This window comes from Paenibacillus sp. FSL H3-0286 (assembly GCF_045040705.1).
Taxonomy (GTDB): Bacteria; Bacillota; Bacilli; order Paenibacillales; family Paenibacillaceae; genus Paenibacillus_AQ; species Paenibacillus_AQ odorifer.
In genome coordinates this window covers 2661469-2680487 of record NZ_CP150285.1, presented here as the reverse complement: position 1 = coordinate 2680487, position 19019 = coordinate 2661469, and the positions used below count along the sequence as shown (strand labels likewise).

17 protein-coding genes are annotated in these 19019 nt (G+C 46.7%); all 17 read right to left on the bottom strand.

Annotation, left to right across the window (positions count from 1 at the left end):
- Nucleotides 1-31: 31 nt before the first annotated feature.
- Genes MHB37_RS11515 through MHB37_RS11435 form a run of 17 tightly spaced genes read right to left on the bottom strand, consistent with a single transcriptional unit; the run spans nt 32 to nt 19016 of the window.
- A complete protein-coding gene (locus MHB37_RS11515; RefSeq protein WP_076129939.1) occupies nt 32-319 on the bottom strand; it encodes a hypothetical protein in 288 nt (95 codons plus the stop codon).
- A gap of 27 nt (nt 320-346) precedes the next feature.
- On the bottom strand, nt 347-1999 hold the full coding sequence (locus tag MHB37_RS11510) for a carbamoyltransferase (RefSeq protein WP_405169255.1): 1653 nt from the start codon (nt 1997-1999) through the stop codon (nt 347-349).
- Nucleotides 1993-4578: an excinuclease ABC subunit UvrA gene (gene uvrA / locus MHB37_RS11505; protein ID WP_405169254.1), complete on the bottom strand. Its 2586-nt coding sequence runs from the start codon at nt 4576-4578 to the stop codon at nt 1993-1995. Before uvrA ends, MHB37_RS11510 begins: the two co-directional genes overlap by 7 nt.
- Nucleotides 4571-6304, bottom strand: a complete 1734-nt coding sequence (locus tag MHB37_RS11500) for a hypothetical protein (RefSeq protein WP_139329832.1) — start codon at nt 6302-6304, stop codon at nt 4571-4573. The genes uvrA and MHB37_RS11500 overlap by 8 nt, the downstream gene beginning before the upstream one ends.
- Before the next feature lie 10 nt (nt 6305-6314).
- Complete coding sequence (locus MHB37_RS11495) at nt 6315-7508, bottom strand: glycosyltransferase (protein WP_339173433.1); 1194 nt, start codon at nt 7506-7508, stop codon at nt 6315-6317.
- A gap of 2 nt (nt 7509-7510) precedes the next feature.
- Nucleotides 7511-7777 (bottom strand): acyl carrier protein, encoded by a 267-nt coding sequence (locus tag MHB37_RS11490; protein ID WP_036685924.1) that lies wholly within the window; start codon nt 7775-7777, stop codon nt 7511-7513.
- A 14-nt stretch (nt 7778-7791) separates the two neighbouring features.
- Nucleotides 7792-8961, bottom strand: a complete 1170-nt coding sequence (locus MHB37_RS11485) for a peptidase U32 family protein (protein ID WP_076129934.1) — start codon at nt 8959-8961, stop codon at nt 7792-7794.
- Between the two features lie 3 nt (nt 8962-8964).
- Entirely contained in the window at nt 8965-10161 is a 1197-nt protein-coding gene (locus MHB37_RS11480) for a glycosyltransferase (RefSeq protein ID WP_076129933.1), read from the bottom strand.
- Complete coding sequence (locus MHB37_RS11475) at nt 10158-11072, bottom strand: NAD(P)-dependent oxidoreductase (protein WP_179088803.1); 915 nt, start codon at nt 11070-11072, stop codon at nt 10158-10160. Before MHB37_RS11475 ends, MHB37_RS11480 begins: the two co-directional genes overlap by 4 nt.
- An 8-nt stretch (nt 11073-11080) precedes the next feature.
- The gene (locus MHB37_RS11470; protein WP_076129931.1) at nt 11081-12562 is read right to left on the bottom strand and encodes a class I adenylate-forming enzyme family protein; all 1482 of its coding nucleotides are present in this window, start codon (nt 12560-12562) and stop codon (nt 11081-11083) included.
- 12 nt (nt 12563-12574) lie between these two features.
- Entirely contained in the window at nt 12575-13369 is a 795-nt protein-coding gene (locus MHB37_RS11465; RefSeq protein WP_036685913.1) for an ABC transporter permease, read from the bottom strand.
- Nucleotides 13370-13374: 5 nt separating this feature from the next.
- A complete protein-coding gene (locus MHB37_RS11460; RefSeq protein WP_038570104.1) occupies nt 13375-14166 on the bottom strand; it encodes an ABC-2 family transporter protein in 792 nt (263 codons plus the stop codon).
- Nucleotides 14163-15170 carry an ATP-binding cassette domain-containing protein gene (locus MHB37_RS11455; protein WP_076129930.1) on the bottom strand — a complete coding sequence of 336 codons (1008 nt, stop codon included), beginning with the start codon at nt 15168-15170 and terminating at the stop codon, nt 14163-14165. Before MHB37_RS11455 ends, MHB37_RS11460 begins: the two co-directional genes overlap by 4 nt.
- Entirely contained in the window at nt 15167-16315 is a 1149-nt protein-coding gene (locus tag MHB37_RS11450; RefSeq protein ID WP_218641646.1) for a DegT/DnrJ/EryC1/StrS aminotransferase family protein, read from the bottom strand. Before MHB37_RS11450 ends, MHB37_RS11455 begins: the two co-directional genes overlap by 4 nt.
- A gap of 12 nt (nt 16316-16327) precedes the next feature.
- Entirely contained in the window at nt 16328-17185 is an 858-nt protein-coding gene (locus MHB37_RS11445) for a hypothetical protein (protein WP_076129929.1), read from the bottom strand.
- A 26-nt stretch (nt 17186-17211) separates the two neighbouring features.
- Nucleotides 17212-17907: a hypothetical protein gene (locus tag MHB37_RS11440; protein ID WP_036685905.1), complete on the bottom strand. Its 696-nt coding sequence runs from the start codon at nt 17905-17907 to the stop codon at nt 17212-17214.
- Nucleotides 17904-19016 (bottom strand): FAD-binding protein, encoded by a 1113-nt coding sequence (locus MHB37_RS11435; protein ID WP_405169594.1) that lies wholly within the window; start codon nt 19014-19016, stop codon nt 17904-17906. The genes MHB37_RS11440 and MHB37_RS11435 overlap by 4 nt, the downstream gene beginning before the upstream one ends.
- Nucleotides 19017-19019: the final 3 nt, after the last annotated feature.

Here is a 19019-nt window from a genome sequence, read left to right as displayed (position 1 = left end):
CCTCCCGATTCTTGGAATTAAAAATCATGCATCAGGAAATTGCCTTATCATTGAGCAACACTTTAAGACAGTTAATAATCGTCAGGGGAGACTCAAAGGTCTCCGGAGTGAGACAGTTGTCTGGAATCTGAACCCGGAAGACTTCCTCCAAATCGTACAGAAGATATAAAGCCCGAAACGAATTAACTCCCCATTCGCTTAAAGTTCTGTTCAAATCAGCAGCCTGTAGCGTCTCTTTCTGTTCTACTGTGGGTAAGGCTCCATTTTTGCGGATTAGTTCCATCACTGTCGCTTGGATATATTCCTCATCTCTGTTCATAACGGTCAAATCCCCTCGTTTCCCGTATTATTTTTCGATTAAGTAATTGCCGACCGCCAGCGCATCCATAGCGGAGGTATAGAAGGTTTTGATGGCGTCGTATGGAGTCTCACACACCGGTTCTCCTCGTGTGTTAAGCGATGTGTTCATTATCAGCGGAATTCCAGACAACTTATAATGCTCGGCAATAAGCTGATGCCAGACCGGATTCACCTCGCTTCGGACCGTTTGCGGTCTAGTGGATCCATCTACATGCACGATGGCAGGAACAGCTTGCCTTCTCTCTTCTTTGACTGTGTAGGCTTTCAGCATATACGGCGAATACTGCGCCTCCTCCACCAACCAATCCGAATGTTCATCCATAATACTTGGCGCCAGCGGTCTCCAGGATTCTCTGAATTTGATTTTTTGATTGACTTTTACATATGAATCATAACTTGCAGGACTGGCTGTTATGGAACGATTGCCCAATGCCCTTGGCCCCATCTCGGCTGCGCCTTGGAACCAGCCAATGACTTTACCTCTATCAATCAGTTCTGCCGTCTGCCGGCAAATATCGGATGAATAGTTATACTTCAAACCAAGCTTTTTTAATACCTCCGATATATGGTTGTCATCATAGGAAATTCCCCAGTAAGGAGTCTTCAGTCTGCCCTTTACAGGGAGAACGGAACGTTCTTTAGAGGCAATCATGGCAGCTCCGATACAGCCCCCAGCATCATTGGTTGCCGGTAATACGAAGATTTCATCGAACATTCCGAGGCGTTCCAGCCTTCCATTCGTCGTACAATTGAGAGCAACACCTCCGCCTATCACCAAATTTTTACTGTTGCCTTGCCGGATGGTCTGCTGGCAAAGATGCACAATAGTGTCTTCCAGCGCCTGCTGCGCCGATGCGGCAATATCTTTGTGCTTCTTGCTGTATTCGACCGTATAATTGAGCCCGCCATACAGTGTATTATTGCTATAGATACGTTTTGGAGGATCACCGAATTTACGGTACATTTCCTTCATCCATATTCGGGTCAGCTTGTTATACTTATCCTCCAAACCAAGCGAACTATCAGGTTCTCCGATAGGAATCTCGTACCCGTCTTCCGTCAACCGTACAGAAAAGTCATAGACTGACTCTCCATAAGAGGCTAATCCCATCAGCTTTCCTTCTCCCGATGCTCCAAGCTGTAAATAATCACTGACTATGGAATAAAAAAATCCAAGCGATTGTGAAATCCCGTATTCTTGCTTAACCTCAATATGCTCATTCTTCCCATAGGCTACTGTGGTTGAAATATCGTCTCCTTGTCCGTCCATGACCAAAATCACCGCATCATCGAACCCGGATAAATAGTAGGCACTTGCCGCATGGCATAAATGGTGGCTGACCGAAATGATAGTGGGCATTTTTTTGCCTGATAATACCGGGTGCTTCTTGAATTTCTCCAATATCCCCAATTCTTCCGCTTTTTGCGGGTCCCATGATAAAGCAATCAGATCGATATCTTCAAAAGCAACGCCCGCTTGTGACAGACAATTGAGGAGCGACAAAACCGGGGGCTCTCCGTAAGCATGTTTTTTTCGGCAAAAACGCTCCTCCTCAGCATAGGCCACCAAAACGCCATCATGAACCAAACATGCCGCTGAATCATGTCCTAGCCCACCGCTTAAACCAAGAATTAACACGTATACTCCCCCTCTAAGTTTTGTTGATATTGATTGAGAAGCTGATTTACAATTCGACCTGTTTTGGAATTCTTGATTTCCGCGATGTTCTCTGGTGTGCTTTCACCCAAGACTTGTCCCCCCTCCAGGCCTCCCTCCGGCCCCATGTCAATAATCCAGTCCGCCATGACTAAGACATCGGTATTATGTTCTATCACAACGACAGAATTACCCGAGTCGACCAACTGCCCAAGCATATCAATCAGCTTAATCACATCATGCGGATGCAGGCCTGTTGTTGGTTCATCAAGCAAGTACAAGGTGTGGTGTCTACTGCTTTTGGAGAGCTCTCTGGCCAACTTTACCCGTTGTGCCTCCCCGCCGGACAAAGTGGTTGCCGGCTGGCCCAGAATTAAATAATCCAGCCCAATACGGCACATCACATCCAGCTTGTTATATACGGATGGTTCATCCGCGAACAGTTCCATCCCTTCTTTTACAGAGCAAGCCAATACATCTGAAATGCTATGGTTTTTATACTTTACATCCAGAATCTCCGGCTTAAATCGTTTGGTCCGGCATACAGGACATGGGGTCTCAACCGACGGTAGGAATTGCAAATTCACTTGCACAAGCCCGGCTCCCTGACAGCGTTCGCATCGGCCGCCGGGTACGTTGCAAGAAAAGTGTTTGGCCTGGAGATTACGCATTTTCGCTTCAGGCAGCGCAGCAAAAATATTCCTTATCGCCGTGTACACATCTGTGTAAGTTGCCGCGTTTGATCTTGCAGTCTGACCGATAGGGGATTGATCAAAGCTAATGACCTTATGCACATTCTCCCAGCCCTTAACATCTGCATAGGCATCAGTCTCGGTGCTTTGGGTAAAATGAAGCTGTGCGGATCGAGCCAGAACGTCGAACATAAGAGTCGATTTCCCCGACCCTGATACCCCGGTCAGCACAACGAGCTTGCCCAACGGGATATTCACACTTACCTCCTTAAGGTTATGGCGATTGGCGTTTGTAATCTCAATGCATTTCCCGTTTCCTCTGCGGCGCTGTTCAGGAAGAACCACTGTATCTTCACCAGCGAAATACTGCCCGGTCCATGATCTGCTGCACTGAATCAGCTGCTGCACGGAGCCAGCCGCAACCACTTCTCCCCCTTGCTTGCCCGCACCCGGTCCGATGTCAATAATGTAATCGGCCGCCCGCATAACATCCGGGTCATGCTCGATAACTAGAACCGTATTTCCAAGATCACGCAACTGCCGGAGCACCCGGAGCAGGCCTTCGGTATCTATCGGGTGAAGGCCAATTGTCGGTTCATCGAGAATATACAAAACTCCTGTTAAGCTAGCTCCGATTAATGAGACGAGCTTAAGCCTCTGCATTTCTCCCAGAGATAAAGAAACGGTGGATCGGTCCAAGCTTAAGTAGCCGACACCCACTTCAATCAAGCGAGCCAGCTTTTTTTCCATTTCGGAAACGATGTTCATAAGCGGATCCTGACTTCCCTCTAGCTGTTGAGCGGACACTTTACGCAACCAGCCAAGCAAATGGAAGAGCGGCATTGCAGATGCTTCGGTGATACTTTTCCCGGCTAGCGTAACCGCTCGACTGTCTGTGTTCAGCTTCGTACCGTGACAATCCGCACACTCTTGCAGATGAAAGAATTTTTCAATCTTCTCTCGATAGTCCGATTCGTGTCCGCGTTCCTTGTATCTGCGTTCCAGGTTGGTCAGAATTCCCTCGAACCTTCCCTCTGCAGCATAAGTTGGAGGGGTCTTCTCAGGAAAATGCCTGATAAATCGCTGGCTGTATACACCGAAATACAGCAGATCCCGTTCGACCGTGCCCAAATCTCTCAAGGGTTTATCAGAATCAAACACAAATCCGTAATAGTTACCGGCTGCAACCAAATTATCGGCCATTAACTGTGCTCCATGAGGATTGCTCCCCTTAAGTGCACACTGCTTCAAGCTGAGGCTGTCATTGAAAATTTCTTGTAAATTCGGTTTTCGTTCAACCCCCAAGCCCATACAAACCGGACATGCGCCTTCAGGTTTATTGAAAGAGAAATGGGACATGGTCAATGCTCTAAGCTCATGGCTGCACTCTGGGCACACGGCTTTGCCCTCATCGGAATAGGACATAGGAAGATCTTTAATCTCTGTTTCGATCGACTCATAGTTTTCCTGCCAGATGTCAGCACTACTTGGACCCTTGACTTGGCTTCCGCAATTAGGGCAAGGTCTTTCTCCGCTTTTGGTAAACAATATACGAAGCAAGGTGTACAATTCCGTTGTAGTTCCAACGGTTGACCGGGGATTTCGGTTAGTGTGGCGCTGGTCAATACAGATGGAAGGCGACAACCCTTCAATAGAATCAACCTTAGGTTTGTGGATAAAATCACTTATCATACCGAGCGAATCCATGTATTGCCTCTGACATTCCTGCTGCAAGGTATTCATGGCAAGCGTTGATTTGCCGGAACCAGACAATCCAGTTAACACCACTAGTTTGTTTCGGGGGATAGACAGAGATATATTTTTCAGATTGTTTTCTCTCGCACCTTGAATTTTAATCCAGTCATTCAATGTGATCGGCTCCTTCATGAGACATCGTCATATGCTGCCGTATGAATGTTATCCATTCGGTCTTCGCTTCAGAAATGTTCATCAGCTCACTGAAGCATGATTCATGGTTAAAAGCTACTAACAGATTTCCTTGCATCTTTGATGCTGGTTTTCGTTTTTTGCCGCTCCATATTTCTCCTTCAAAAAAACAATAGCTATCTTCATCAGTTATACAAACCCCGCCTTGAGACTGGTGGCTTTGATTTAACCAGACATACACCAACACTGTAAGGGAAGCAGGATCGGCGGTACCGTGACGTATTACTTGGTCCGCAGTCATCAGTCGGTCATGTTCCCGAAATATGGATTTCTTCTTCAATAAATCCACATATTCAAAAAAATGCTGTCTCGTATTATAGTCGCTCAGGAACTGACGAATAAGCGGACTATTCATAGATGCGAGAACATAAGCCTGCGGTTTTGTTACTAATAGTGTCTGATAAGCATATTTGGCGTACGTATATACAGAATCCGGCAGATTGCAGCTATATCTCAGCATCGTTTGACGCAGCAACCGATGAAGTTGCAGCGGGTCGGCGCATTCTTTTAAACTGGGCATTGGGCATTCATCCATATATCTAATTCCCGTTGTTAGCGGACGCGAGAATTTAAATACAATACCATCCTTGAACCAGTTATTTAACTGCTCCACCATCCGGTCTGATAAATTCGAACTTCCGGCAGCAGACCAATACTCCCTCTCATTGAACAGCTTGCTGATTTCGGTCTGATAATAGTAAGTACCTGCATTTAATTTAACAATCCGATCTGTGAAAAACAGATATGCCTCTCCAGTGATGGAGACGAGCAAACAATCGTAATTAACTAAACGGAGCTGGACGATATCCGAAGCCGCCAAGCCGCATAATCGGAGCACCGCAAAATAAAATGACATAAGCGGCGTACAATTAGCGGTTAGTGGAAAGTGATCTTCAGCCAAGGTCAACAATTCATCATAACTAAACGTTGGAGCAGTAAATTTGCTTGACCAGCTGCTGTTACGATCAGGCCGCTCAATCTGGAAATTGATATTTTCACTTGCAAAATGATATAAGGACTCCAGCGTCCCTAGAGCGGTTGGCTGAAACAGCAATGCTGCCAGATCAGCTACGCGCAAAGACAGCATATTGGATAGAATGGCCGCACATTCCAATTCAGAGTGCACTTCCCGGGAACGTATATTTCGTGGAATTGCCCGAGCGTATAAATTCGCCGGCAGAGGATCGTTGCTGTTTCTAACAATCTCCAATTCCGCTTCATTGGTCCACCAGAAGAGATCAGTCATGGAATAAGTATCGTAATAAATTAGATCGGCTTCGGCCGAACCAAACGGTAGCCAGCTTTTCTCGATCGTTACAACCTTCCATTCTTTTTTGTCTTCAACATAGCGCATAGTATAAATATGCTCATCCTTTAGCTGGTCAAACTCTTCATAAGTAAAGGTCAAAGTACAGGCAGCAACAATTTCAGCAAGACTTATTCTGACATTTCGTACGTTAAATTCTATGCAAGTCGGAACTGTTTTTTGTAAATACCCATGGAACCATGCCCGCTGTGATTCAGCTTCCATTTCATCTTCGAAATACTGGGTCTCCAGCCAAAGTTCAATATCTCCTGTTGTTAAAGCGCGATGAAGACAGTCGAGCAATGTAACGGAAATGGCGGATGTATCCAATGTCTTTTCCACACTCTTCACCTCACCTTGCTGACATTTCGGATTGCAGCATATTCTCCAGATACAGTTCGAATTTTTCAGGCTGGGCCTCCGTTATAAATTCCTGCGCGGCAGCTTTAGAGGCTGCAGAAATGGATTCGTAGAGTGTCCTGTCCGTCAGCAGCCGTTGCAAAGTCTCCACCCATATGGCAGTATCCTGTTCGGGAATAACCGGCATTGTATGTCCTGTTGCTTCATCCTTGTAAGTTTCCGTAATCGGCGTCACCGGAAGATTATAGTCAACCTTGCATTTCGATTGCATGAGACCGCCTTGGTCGCTTGCAATAACAGGAATACCTCTTAGCATCGCTTCAATTACTGTCTGCCCAAAAGCTTCAGCGCAGATGGAAGGATGAAGCCACACTCGTACCTGTTCAAAAATCAAATTCATCTCGCGCTCCGGTTCAAGCAGTGTCACATTAGGCAGAGCACGTAAAGCGGATTGTTCCTCCTGCTTCAAATCGCCCCATGTAATTATCGCAGCAAAAGGATAGTCCGGAAAAGCTTGAGCCAGCTTCAGAAAAATGGATAAACCCTTTATCTCTGTAGGGTTGCATATCGCGATGTATCCTCTGTTGAAATTATGAAAGGTTGGAAAAATACCATCCCCATAAATTGGGAAACGTAGCGAAACAGCATTGGTATAACTACCCCATTCGGTGATATTATGAGCTACGAAATCACTGTCACCAATAAAGCCGGAGACCTGGGCAAGCTCCTGTCGGAGCAGCGGATTTTCGATCCAGCTATGCGGCCCAAAAGGGAGAGTGATCACATCATGACAAATCACAACCAATTTTGATGCGCTTCCAGCCACGAGCTTTATTCCCGCAGCAACCATGGTGTGGTAAGCCATATTCACAAGAACCACGTCCGGCTTACCTTTTTTCATCAAATCCCCTGCTGTTCTGTATAACAGCATAACACTCGTGGTGAAATGGCATTCTACACCATTTACTGTACCCTGAAGACTATGCGCGGAACGAATAATATCGTTTACCCCATGCTCCTGCAGCTGTTCCTCCACCTGTAACAGAGAATCTTCCTGGTCTACCAGATGGACTACTCTACATTGATGTCCCCTGGCAGCCAGGGATTCGAATACTGCACGGTTAGCCTTGACGGCCCCTTGATAATAGGCAAAATAAGCACCTTCAGAAAGAAACAAAAGATTCATCGTCAGCTGCTCACCCTTTCCGACTGTCCCTCAATATATGCCGTCAATTTTCCGGTATCATTTAATAGTTCCAGTGCCAGGTCATCATCTTCAATGACGATTCCAAGCTGCTGTTCAATCTTAACGATAATCTGCAAAGCAATCAGTGAATCCATATGGAACGCTTCAAGTAAATCCGCTTGCGCATCCAGTTCCTCCATTGTAACCTCCTTGCTCAAGACCTCTGAAAAAATAGCGGCCAGCTTACCCAGAATCTCCTTGTTCTGCATGCTTTTATCTCCTCTCAGAAAACCTTTGGTTGCCGCTCTGCCGTATCTTGTACCAGCTGCTGCAGCATGTTCAAGCTCTTGGTCCGGGCAGAAGGATCAGGAAACGAAAGGGCTTCAACGGCAAATTGATCGCAATACCCGCATACCGCACAATCCAGCGACCGGCAATCGACTTCTTTGAAAAAATCAATAAAACCTTGCAGCTTAGAATTGTCAAGATAAACATCCAATAAGGTCAGGGCACGGATGCTCTGGCGGCTCTGCTGCGTTTGCCGGGAAAAAACCGCCTTTTCTCGTGTAACCGCACCGGCGGCTCTGCGATGGTTGGTGTGAACGATGTTCAAAATATCAGCCAAGTTCCCCGGATACTGCCTATCATGATAGGCTTTCGCCGCCTGCAACAGCCAGGCAGTAGATTTTGACCGGTCTGTCAGCTTAAAACGGTGTATGCCTATCTTCTCATATTCCGCCAAATCCTCAGGCCTGATCCAGCGCGCCTTCATGATATTCCCTGGATCATTAAATTTCTCGTAAGTGCATTTGACGGAGCAATAATCCATAAAGCTTTGGTTATCCGTTCCACGGTTGGATGAGCCATGGCTCATTACATTGTCATGATAGACCTGCATTGGACATTCATAGAGACAGGTCTGATTGACAATGACCTGGATTTCACATTCAACGCTGTTCTGTATACGTTCAAGCAGCCTGAAATCTCTGGCTATATTTTCTCTCACTGTGATCTCTTTGACGCCCATTGAATCAAAGTATTTTGCCCGTTCCACACTTTCGACCACCGCAAAGGAGGACAAGCTCACTTTGATCTCAGGATGTCTTCTCCTGCAAATATCCACAAGCAGCTGATTGGCTAAGGTGATCCAGTCTACACCTATTTCAGCAGCCCAATCCATTTGATCTACAATTTGTCGGTAGCCTTCATCCTCATATTCCCTGTTGCCGAGACAGGAACTGTTCATCAAATAGTTAAACTCTTTGTTGTACATATGGGCCCGCTTAACCGCTTGTTCAATATCGCTCCGCGTACTTATCGGCATTGCCGCAGCCGATCTTCCGCTTCCACAGCCCTCCTTAGAAGAACCACCGAAGAAGCAGCTGATATATTCGTATCCGCCCAGCTCGTCAATAAGCTGGATATCGCCGTTATATGGAACAGATATCTTCATAAATTACACCTGCCAGCTATTTTTTTGTGCCAGTGCGATCAATGCAGCACAGCAATTCTCAGTTCCGCTTAAAGTCCTCAGCTTGGACCTATAATGCCCGCGAAGCTCAGCCAAATTATCGTTCAACGCTGTCTCAACAATCTTACGGATACGGCTTGGTCTGAATGCTTGAACGGGTAGTTTATAAGTGAGCCCAAGATTTTGGAGCTGCGTACAATTATAGTCCCGTTCAAAATGTTGACCGGGAATGGTTATGCTCGGAAGTCCATGCAGCATTGTCGTAAGCATAGTATCTTGTCCGCCATGAAAGATTACCAGAGCTGCTTCCGGCATAATTTCAGCAGCCGGGATAAACCAATGGAATTGAATATTGTCGGTATGGTCAGGAAGCGCCTTAAGCTCATAATGAAATCCGCATAAACAGGCAACACGGTAGGGTTGCTTGTCAAAGATCTCTTTGACCAGCTCAATATAAATTAAAGGGGGAATGGCACTAACGCTTAAATAAATAAAAATTAGCGGCTTGTCCTGCCAGTCCGGATGCCACTGCAGATTTGAAGATTGTCTTGCCTCCAAATCCAGAATGTAACCGGCGAAATCGCACTCCTTCAACGCAGCCAGCTCCGGCTCCAGTTCCGGTAGTGTCGGTGCCATTTTAATCGTTGCTCTTGAAAATAATAATTCAGCCAGATTGGAAACAGAATCCAGTGAATAATCCGCCAACACCTCGTTAAAAGCGGCGATAGCTTTGGCAGATCCCGGATACTGTAGGTTGGCCGGGAAGGCTGGATGGCTTGGCCAGCTCGCAATCATCAAAGCGGGAATCTGGGCCACGGCAGCTGAAATGGAAGCACTCGGACGAGACTCGGCAAATATAGCGTTGGGTTTAAAAGCCTGTATCGCCTTCAGTTCAGCCTCAACCGCTTGACGGATAAAGCCCGATTCTGCCATCCCTGTCCACTCCACATAATCGGCAGCACTGCGAACATCTCCGGAATTCGCTGAAGGAAGCGGAATCGGATAGTCATAAACCTGAAAGCCGTTGGCTCGGACAAATTCAGCAAGCTTGCCGCCAATCACAAAGCTGACCGTGCAACCTTGGCTTTGCAGAACCTTGGCAATGCCCAGCGTTTTGCTTACTGATCCTACAGAACCGGAGCTAGGGGGGCTTGGAAGAAGCATAATTCTTGGCGGACTCACAAACTATTCACCTCGCTTCTATTGGACATTTCTTCGATTAAATAAGGAATCGCATGGGCGTAAGTAGGGTATGCCAGCCGTACATCGGCATTCTTTTTTATCTTTTCGTTTCCCATACGTACGGAAAGGGCGCGTAAACCATGTATACTTAGTCTGATACGCTCAGTGACAGCCTCAGGAGAAATCCATTGTATTTCAGACAGTTGAGCATATTTCCGAACCTCTTTTATCAATTCCTCCTGTGTTAGAGGAAGATCATCACTCACGTTATAAATCTCTTGAACAACAAGATTGCTCCAGGCCAACTGCATCATTGAAATAACATCGTCAATATGCACTTTAGATGAGTAACTGCGTCCGTTCCCCAGCATCTGAGTGCAGCGCATTAATTGCCGGATATAATTATGCTCAAGCGGGCCGTACACTTCAGCGATCCTGAGAATGATATAAGAAAATTTCGCATGGGTGCAGTATTGCTGGACCAGCTGCTCCATTTCGAGTGTAATTCTTCCAAATGGATGAACGGGATGGCACAGTACAGATTCATCGGCCACACAAACGTTGTCGCTTCCATATACAGCCCCATTGCTTGCCACAATGAACTTGCCATACGTTCCGCTGCGCAAAAGTTGGTCCAGCAGATTCCGCGTCCCCTCTACATAAAGCTGCCTCATCCGGGACACAGAACCAGAATGTTTGCCGGCAAGATGATAGACGACATCAATATCCTCCCCTATGCCATCCATCGTTTCAGGGTTCAGAACGTCGCCTACCCACAGTTCCATACCCAATTCTGCAAGTGTTTCGCCAACGCCTTTTTCCTTCGGCAATACAAGCCCTCTGACAGCATGTCCCTGTTCCAGTAAACTGCTTGTTAACCTGCTCCCGATAAAACCGCTGCAACCTGTCACCAGAAATCTCATGGCGTCAGGATGTGACTGGCTGCTTGATTCTGATTTCTCAGCTTCTTCCCATAGCGACCCTTGGGAATGTTATCCGTCCACTTGATTACTCTAGGCACCTTATATGCCGCAAGTCTCGCTGAACAGAATCTGATAATATCATCGGCTGATACCTGGGCATCCAGCGGCACAATCTCCGCAATCAGCTTGCTGCCATAGTATTTATCGGAAACACCAAATACAAGTGCTTCTTTAATGCCGTTATGGAGCAGCAGGACTTGTTCAATCTCTGCCGGATTTACCAAATGTCCGCCGACATTGATGTTATCAGAAAGCCGCCCCGACAAATACAGATACCCAGCCTCATCCAACCTTCCCAGATCACCCGTACGTACCCAACCCTGTTGAAAGACCTCTGCCTGCAACTCTGGCTGCCCGTAATACCCGCACGATATATGAGCGCCGCTGACCCATATCTCTCCCTCCTCTCCATGAGCAACCTCGTGCCCCTCCGGGTCAAGCAGCCGAATAGAAACTCCCAGATGTGGCTGTCCCACCGAATCTCTGATCAGTTCTTGCTCATTTGAAGGATTATAGGCAATTGCCCCACCTTCGGATGAACAGAACAATGAACGGATAGACTTGCCCGATAGCTTATAAAAGTCATTAAAAGTCGCTGCGTCCAGATGGGCAGAACAGCTGATGCACAGTCTCACTTTATCCCAAGCTACACTTGAGGATGACACGACTGACTCATTAAGCAAGGCATACATATAGGGAACCGCAAAAAGAATCGTTACCTCTTTGCGATTGATCTGCTCGCAAATTCTAGCAGGCATTGTTCCCTTCGACATGATTAATGTAGCACCGGCACAGAGGGCCGGTAGGACTACAGTGGTTAGCGTCGCGGGCAGCCACGGCGAAATCGGTGTGAACAGCTTGTCGTTTGCAGTAATCTCAAGCCCTCTACAGATAGCCATTACATTATTGTAGATGGCCCGATGGCTGAACTGTACACATTTAGGCGGTCCAGTCGTTCCTGAGGTATAAAAATTCAAAGCAATATCTTCATCAGACTGCTTATCTGCCTGTAAAAAAAGCGTTGCAGTCCTAAAAATAAACATCGGTACTCTGAGTACGAGCTCAAGCTGACTGCTGCCCTCCGAATCAATTGGATCGCAAATTAAATACTGACAATGGCTTGACGAGTGCATTCTCTCCAGTTCCGGTAAGTTCTTCACAGGTTCAAATGGGATCGGAACGGCTCCCGTATGCCAGCATGCAAGCCACAGCATGATAAAAGCAGATTTGTCTGCAACGGCTAAGGCAACTCTGTGCCCGGGCCGGATCCCCGCGAGATCCAGCTTCTCACTACTGTGCTCCAGTTCCTGCCGTAGCTCTTCATAAGAGATCGTTGATCCTTCATAATCAATGGCCGTAAGCCCTGGATTATTCAAGCAATTGAAATAAATCAAATCAAATATGGAAGAAGTGTCCACTTAGAATCCTCCTCAGCTTGAAGCACTTGCATATTTTTTCACTGCTCGTTTAAAAAACGCACTGGCTAACATTAGCAAAACCGCAGCTAGCAAGCTGCCTCCGAATAAATAGGATAGGCTTACCCTGCCCACTAATGCTTCTGCAGGAATAGAAACGATAAAGGCGACAGGAACGATCCAGGTAAGCGCCAATTGGATTGGTTTCTGATATACATTGACCGGAAATCTACCCATCTGCATGATACTGTCGAATATACTCAACATCGGACTTCCGGCATACCAAAACGCCAAAGAGCTTAATAATAGCAGTATTGAGTACAACAGCAGTAAAGCATTGCAAATGGCCCATACAAACATCAGACAAGTGGATATTCCTATCGCTTCTTGCATTTGAGAAACGCCAAGCACCATCACCGCTACTCCCACCATAACATCAAACAGATTAAGCGGAGACCAGTATCTCGTGCTCACATAAAATTGGGTCTCAATCGGTTTGAGCAGTGTTAAATCAAATCCTCCAGTCCATAGCTCCCCTTCCATCCCGGCTAATGAGCCAAGGCTTGGACCAACAAATAGATTTTTCATTGCCAAAATAAAATAGTAAACGCCCGATAATGCCAGCGTATCCGCAAAAGTCCAACTGTTAAGCGAATTTGTGTTGGAAAAGAGGATCGCGATCCCGCCAATCGTCCCGGTTAAATTAATTGCGGTATACAAAATTTTGATTAGAAAGTCACCGCGGAATGACGCTTCCTTTAGAAGCGCTGTAGAGAAAAACAATCTCAGCAAACGCATATATCTCAGCATGTTCCCTACCCTCCCACGGCCATGTATGCACGAATCCCTTTTTTCCACACTAAACGGTTACATAATATGATAACGACCGCCCAAATGAATTGAACAATTATGCCAAAAACAAGCTGTGAATGATCCAACTTTCCAAGGGAAAACTCTATCGGAAAGCTGATCATATATTGAAAAGGCAAATAATCCGAGATATCCTGCATAAATCCCGGAAGCAACGACGAAGGCGCTACCTGTCCGGCCAGCAAAAATACCAGGGTGTCGTTAATAGAAAGCAAGGACTTGATTTTATTGGTGAAAAATGCAAACAGGGAAAGTGTATAGGCCAGCATAAATCTGATTATTTGAGCCATGAGAAGAAGATAAACGGCCACCAGCAAGTCCAGACCGGATATAGCCAGTCTGAAGTTCAAAAAAATGGCAGCCACGCCGGCAACAAATATAACAAAAGGCATACAGACGATTTTGACAGCCAAATCTGACGCAACCACATCGTAAAAAGGCGATATCGGCCTCAACAATACAATCGACATCTTGCCGCCATAGATTTGATCGCCGACCGTCCAGTGTGAGGTAGGGTAGGTCAGCTGGTTCACAAGAATTAACAGAATATAATACCTCACAAAATCCTGCTGAGTGAACCCGGTTATGCTCCCATCCCCCGCAGCAACGGTCCAAACAAACATATAGATGATAGGTCCCATCATCCAACCAAGCGTCAATGTCCAGAAAAACCCTTTCTCAGCCATAAACCCGAACATAGTCCTACGTATCAGCGCAAAGCCTCCGCGAAAATTCAAAGGAGCCTCCCCTCTCGATACACTTCATCAATTACAGAATCGATTGGAGCATCATTGATTGTTACATTTCCAATGCAATAGCTATTAAAGATTTCTGAAACAATCTCAGGTACAGCTTCCTTCTGAATCTTAAACAATACGTAGCTTTCCGCAAGCTCCATGACCTGCAAGCTGTCAGTAAACTTCTCCTTTAGCTCTTCAATTGTGCCCGTTACGTCTTCATCCATAAAACTGACTTTGAGAATGCGGTAGGGAGCTATTTTACCGCTCAGCTGCTCCAGAGATCCGTCGTATAACAGCTTGCCTTGATTGATCAGTACAACCCGTTTACAAAGGGAAGAAATATCCTCCATATAGTGACTGGTAAGCAGGATGGTTGTCTCATGTTTTTGGTTATACTCCTTGATAAAACTGCGAAGCCGCAGCTGCATGCTGACATCTAGCCCCAAAGTAGGCTCATCCAAAAACAATACACGTGGCTGGTGTAACAACGCTGCTGTTAATTCACACTTGGAGCGTTCTCCCAAAGAGAGATTCCGCGCCTGATTCTTAAGCAGATGCCCTATATCCAGCAGTTCTTTTAGCTCATTGAGTCTTTGTTTAAAATCAGCATCAGAGACTCCGTATATTTCCTTCATCACAAAGAAAGAGTCCTCGACCGTAATATCCCAGGTTAACGTCGATTTGTTCCCCATTACCATACTGATGTTGCGCAGAAACTTATGTTGGCGTTCCCACGGTTTGAAGCCATAGACGGAAATGTCGCCTGATGTCGGATACAGGATACCGGAGAGCATCTTCAGCGTGGTTGTCTTTCCCGCGCCGTTAGGTCCGATGAACCCGACAATTTCTCCCGGCTCAACCCTGAGGTCGATACCTTTTACCGCCTCAACTTCGTTGTATTCCATTTTGATCAGACTTTTAAACGCATGCTTTAACCCATGTTCTCTTACAGGGACGCGATAGACCTTTCTCAGATTATCAATAATAATGCCCTCTTTCATTGCTGCCCCCTTAACTCTGCGACCACACTTAAGAATACAGCCAAAACATAATCGATCTGCTCATCAGTCAAATTGGGATAAATCGGCAAGCAGATATGACGCCGACAATAATCATCCGCTAGCGGATATTCCCCACTGAACTGTAGGGAAGCAGCGATCGGCTGCCTATGAAGCGGCGTTGCATATACCTCCCCTTGGAGCGAAACGCCTTTCTCCTTGAGTCTGTCCTTCAAATCGGAACTATCAACGTCCAAAGGCACTATAACAATGTACTTATACCAACTGCATCTGTCCTGCGGCATCACAATCTCGAAATCAGGAAGATTTTTCGTAAAGAAGGAAGTATAACGGTTGGCGATCGCTTCCCGTTGTTCAATGATCGCGTCGAGTCGCTCAAACTGGGTAAGCGCTATCGTAGCTGTGATATCACTCATTCGATAATTGTTGCCAAGCGAGGTGTGGTAAGTCTCCCAGGGCTGGGGCTTGCCATGATTGCGGAACATTCGCAGCTTCTCAGCCATTGAATGATCGTTTGTGACAATGATCCCTCCTTCCCCCGAGGTAATGATTTTCGTGGCAAAAAAGGAATAACTTCCGGCAATTCCGAAAGCTCCCGCACCTTTTCCAGCCATCCTGCTGCCATGTGCATGAGCGGCATCTTCAAATAACCAGAGCCCCTGCTCATCGCACCATTGCCTGATTTCTTCAATCTCCGGTGTAACAATTCCGCCAATATGTACGATAATAACCCCTCGGGTACGACTTGTGGCCTGCTTCTTTATTTCAGCCAGCGACACCGAGAATGTACGGGGATCAATATCAACAAGGCGAACATGCCCTCCGGCAAACAGGACACTGGAAGCCGTGGCAATAAACGTATTTGCCGGAACCAGCACTTCCTGCCCCTTTACTTCGAGCACTCTCATTACCGCTTCAATCGCACTTGTACCCGAATTAACCGCAATGGCATGAGTAACTCCTACATACCGGGCAAAACGTTCCTCCAGCTCCTGTACATACCTACCCTGACTCAACGCTCCTCTCGACAGACAATCATCAATTCGCTCCATAATGATACGCCGCTCCTGCTCAGAAAATGCAATATCGAGTGCGGGTACATCCATAACACCTTGTGTCAACTGCATGACGAACCTCCTCTACCAGTCATAGACTACAGTTTTCCCTTCAAAAAAGCCTTCCGCCGCTTGCCTGATAAATTGCTCCATATGTTCCGCATGAATATGTTGGGCAATTAGGCTGGTTACTTCAAGCTCTTGCTTCCCAATTCTGCGAGAGATTTCCTGAATACGGTCATGCGTTATGGATTCCTTAAGTATTCCAGGTCTTGTCAGATCAATAAATTGTATGTGCTGGTCTGGTGGATCGTTTTTTAAAGCCGAATGCCGTTGAACCTGCGAGAGCAGGTCCGAATCAAGTGCAACAATGGCTCTCTCCTCGCAGTCCCACACACCGCTATTTAACCCGGCCCAAATCTCATCCTTGGCCTCCTTCTTTTCAACACTGAAGCTCAAATCTTCATCCTGCTCAAGCAACCTTAATAAAAGCTTTCCTAGCAGTCCCATTCCCCACAGTTCCACCGTTTTAATGCCTTCATCTGCCAGCTCTTCACACACATTTAGTGCCACACAAAACATAGGAACAAACGCAGCTGTCACAGGGTCTAAGTCGTTGGAAATAAAGATCTGACCATCCACCCCACTGTGCAGAGGGACACATACATCCTTTGTATAATGAGGAGAAAACACAAGAGCCTGGCCTACGCGATGCTCTGCTCCAAGCCCCGCTTTAGTCACTACTCCGACACTGGAGTAAGGATAATGCCCTGGTAAATGGCATGCCCCATGAAAAAGCTGCAAGCAGGATGGGTCCTTTACCGTTCCCGTTAAAGTAAAACGGTTGGTAATGAACAATTCATTAGGACCCGGTTCCGCCTTGCGAGCAGTGGTGAAGTGTACACTAGGCTGAGGCCCCGATTCAGTGAACTTATTGTACATAGCCGAAATAACCGTCTCCTTACTGTTTATATATGGTCAGGTATCCAGGTATAACGTCCGCCCACCATAGGCGAGTGGAAATTCGGCATCCAGCCATGTGCTGTAAACTCGCCAGCCGAGTCGAAACCAACCACAAGCATCGCCTTTCCTTCATATTTGCCGTTGGTAATCCACATCTTTGTCCTTATATCCGGTGTTTGTCCTGTCAGATGCCTCATGCGGGCGACAAATACCAGATACCGCTCCAGACTCATTCCCAATTTTCCGGTTTTCTTGTATGTACGCTGTATTTCCACAGCCGTCCGATCCAGCATATCCGGTTCGGTTGTCCGCGGAACGGTGAACCAGAAATCCTCAATTTCCGGAGTTGCTGCGACCAGTTCACTCTCCAGCGCCCAATTGCGGATATTAAACAAGCAGCCTAATTGCTTGCGACTGACGCCTTGGGGAACACATAAAATGATCTCGTTTCTTCGGTCCGCTTCTTCTAATTCTTCTCTCGTAAACTGCGGCATCCGAAGTGAAAATTTTCGCTGGATGATATATTCGATTCCTAATGTTCTGTACCAATTCTCCATCTCGCTCCGGATGTATTCCGGAGAATATGTGTCGTGGACATCACTTTGAAACCTGAACATATCCTCCTTCTGAAGCAAGTGCTCATCGAGCATGACGCCAATCGTATGCAGCGTTTGTTGTCTTAATAGCTCCTTCTCAATCATCGCCCAACCTCCTGTACTGTGTTCAATGCCGACAATATTTCAGGTATGACTGTAAAAAGATCGCCTACGATCCCATATGTGGAGTAATCAAAGATAGGTGCATTGCGATCCGTATTTATTGCAATTATCGTCTCCGAATGATGCATCCCAACCTTATGCTGCACTGCCCCAGACACTCCGCAGGCAATGTACAGTTTGGGCTTGACCATTTTACCTGTCAGTCCGACTTGATGCATACTATCCATCCATCCACATTCTACAAGCGGTCTGGTAACCGCTACTTTCCCCCCAAGCGCATCGGCGAGCGCATAGATTAAACGAAGATTGTCTGCGTTTTGAATGCCTCTCCCGGCAGCAACAATAATTTCTGTAGTCTCGATGTTCTCCTTGCCCGCGGCTTCTTCAATTACTCCCATAAACTGCAGGACTGAGGAAGAGCAAGAATACTGGGAGCTTAGATCAACAATCTTGCCCTGCACGACGTGTGCGGTCTCAGCAGCGGAATAAAAATTGGTTTTTACAGTTGCCATTTGCGGCCGTCTTGCCGGTATTTTTATCTCAGCGAATTGCTCGCCCATTTGCGTCGGTCTGGTAATAATAAAATCCCCATGATCCGGTCCCATCTTCAAATCGATGCAATCGGCGCATAGCCCCGTCCGCAGGCGGACTGCAACTCTGGGGAAAATAGACCTCCCCCATGCGGTAGCCATACCTAGCACGACAGACGGTCTTTGATCCCGGAGCACCGCAGAAATCAAATTATAATGTATATCTTCGGCGTAACGCTGTATGCCCGGTTTGTTCACCATCCACACCTCATTTACTCCCCATTGAAGCAGACGCTGGGCTAGGTCTTCTATACGCTCTCCGACCACCAAAGCACAAATGCGCTGGGCTCTCATAGCCTGCAGCTGTTTTGCTGCGCTAACCAGTTCCGGAAAATATGAAGAGAGCGCGCCTTCAGCATGTTCCACAACAAGGCAAATACCTTCATGCTCAGGGTACGGTTGTTTGGTCTCCTGTACCCTGTCTTTCATTATAATGGCTTGGTTAGGACAGCAAGACGTGCAGACTGAGCAATAAGTACATGCCGCAACGTCGATACGCAAGCC

Coding starts and splice junctions, on each gene's coding strand:
- MHB37_RS11455 (WP_076129930.1), bottom strand. CDS start 15,170: ATGAAAGAGGGCATTATTATTGATAATCTGAGAAAGGTCTATCGCGTC.
- MHB37_RS11485 (WP_076129934.1), bottom strand. CDS start 8,961: ATGAAGATATCTGTTCCATATAACGGCGATATCCAGCTTATTGACGAG.
- MHB37_RS11490 (WP_036685924.1), bottom strand. CDS start 7,777: ATGCAGAACAAGGAGATTCTGGGTAAGCTGGCCGCTATTTTTTCAGAG.
- MHB37_RS11465 (WP_036685913.1), bottom strand. CDS start 13,369: ATGCTGAGATATATGCGTTTGCTGAGATTGTTTTTCTCTACAGCGCTT.
- MHB37_RS11515 (WP_076129939.1), bottom strand. CDS start 319: ATGAACAGAGATGAGGAATATATCCAAGCGACAGTGATGGAACTAATC.
- MHB37_RS11440 (WP_036685905.1), bottom strand. CDS start 17,907: ATGATTGAGAAGGAGCTATTAAGACAACAAACGCTGCATACGATTGGC.
- MHB37_RS11450 (WP_218641646.1), bottom strand. CDS start 16,315: ATGCAGTTGACACAAGGTGTTATGGATGTACCCGCACTCGATATTGCA.
- MHB37_RS11445 (WP_076129929.1), bottom strand. CDS start 17,185: ATGTACAATAAGTTCACTGAATCGGGGCCTCAGCCTAGTGTACACTTC.
- MHB37_RS11495 (WP_339173433.1), bottom strand. CDS start 7,508: ATGAATCTTTTGTTTCTTTCTGAAGGTGCTTATTTTGCCTATTATCAA.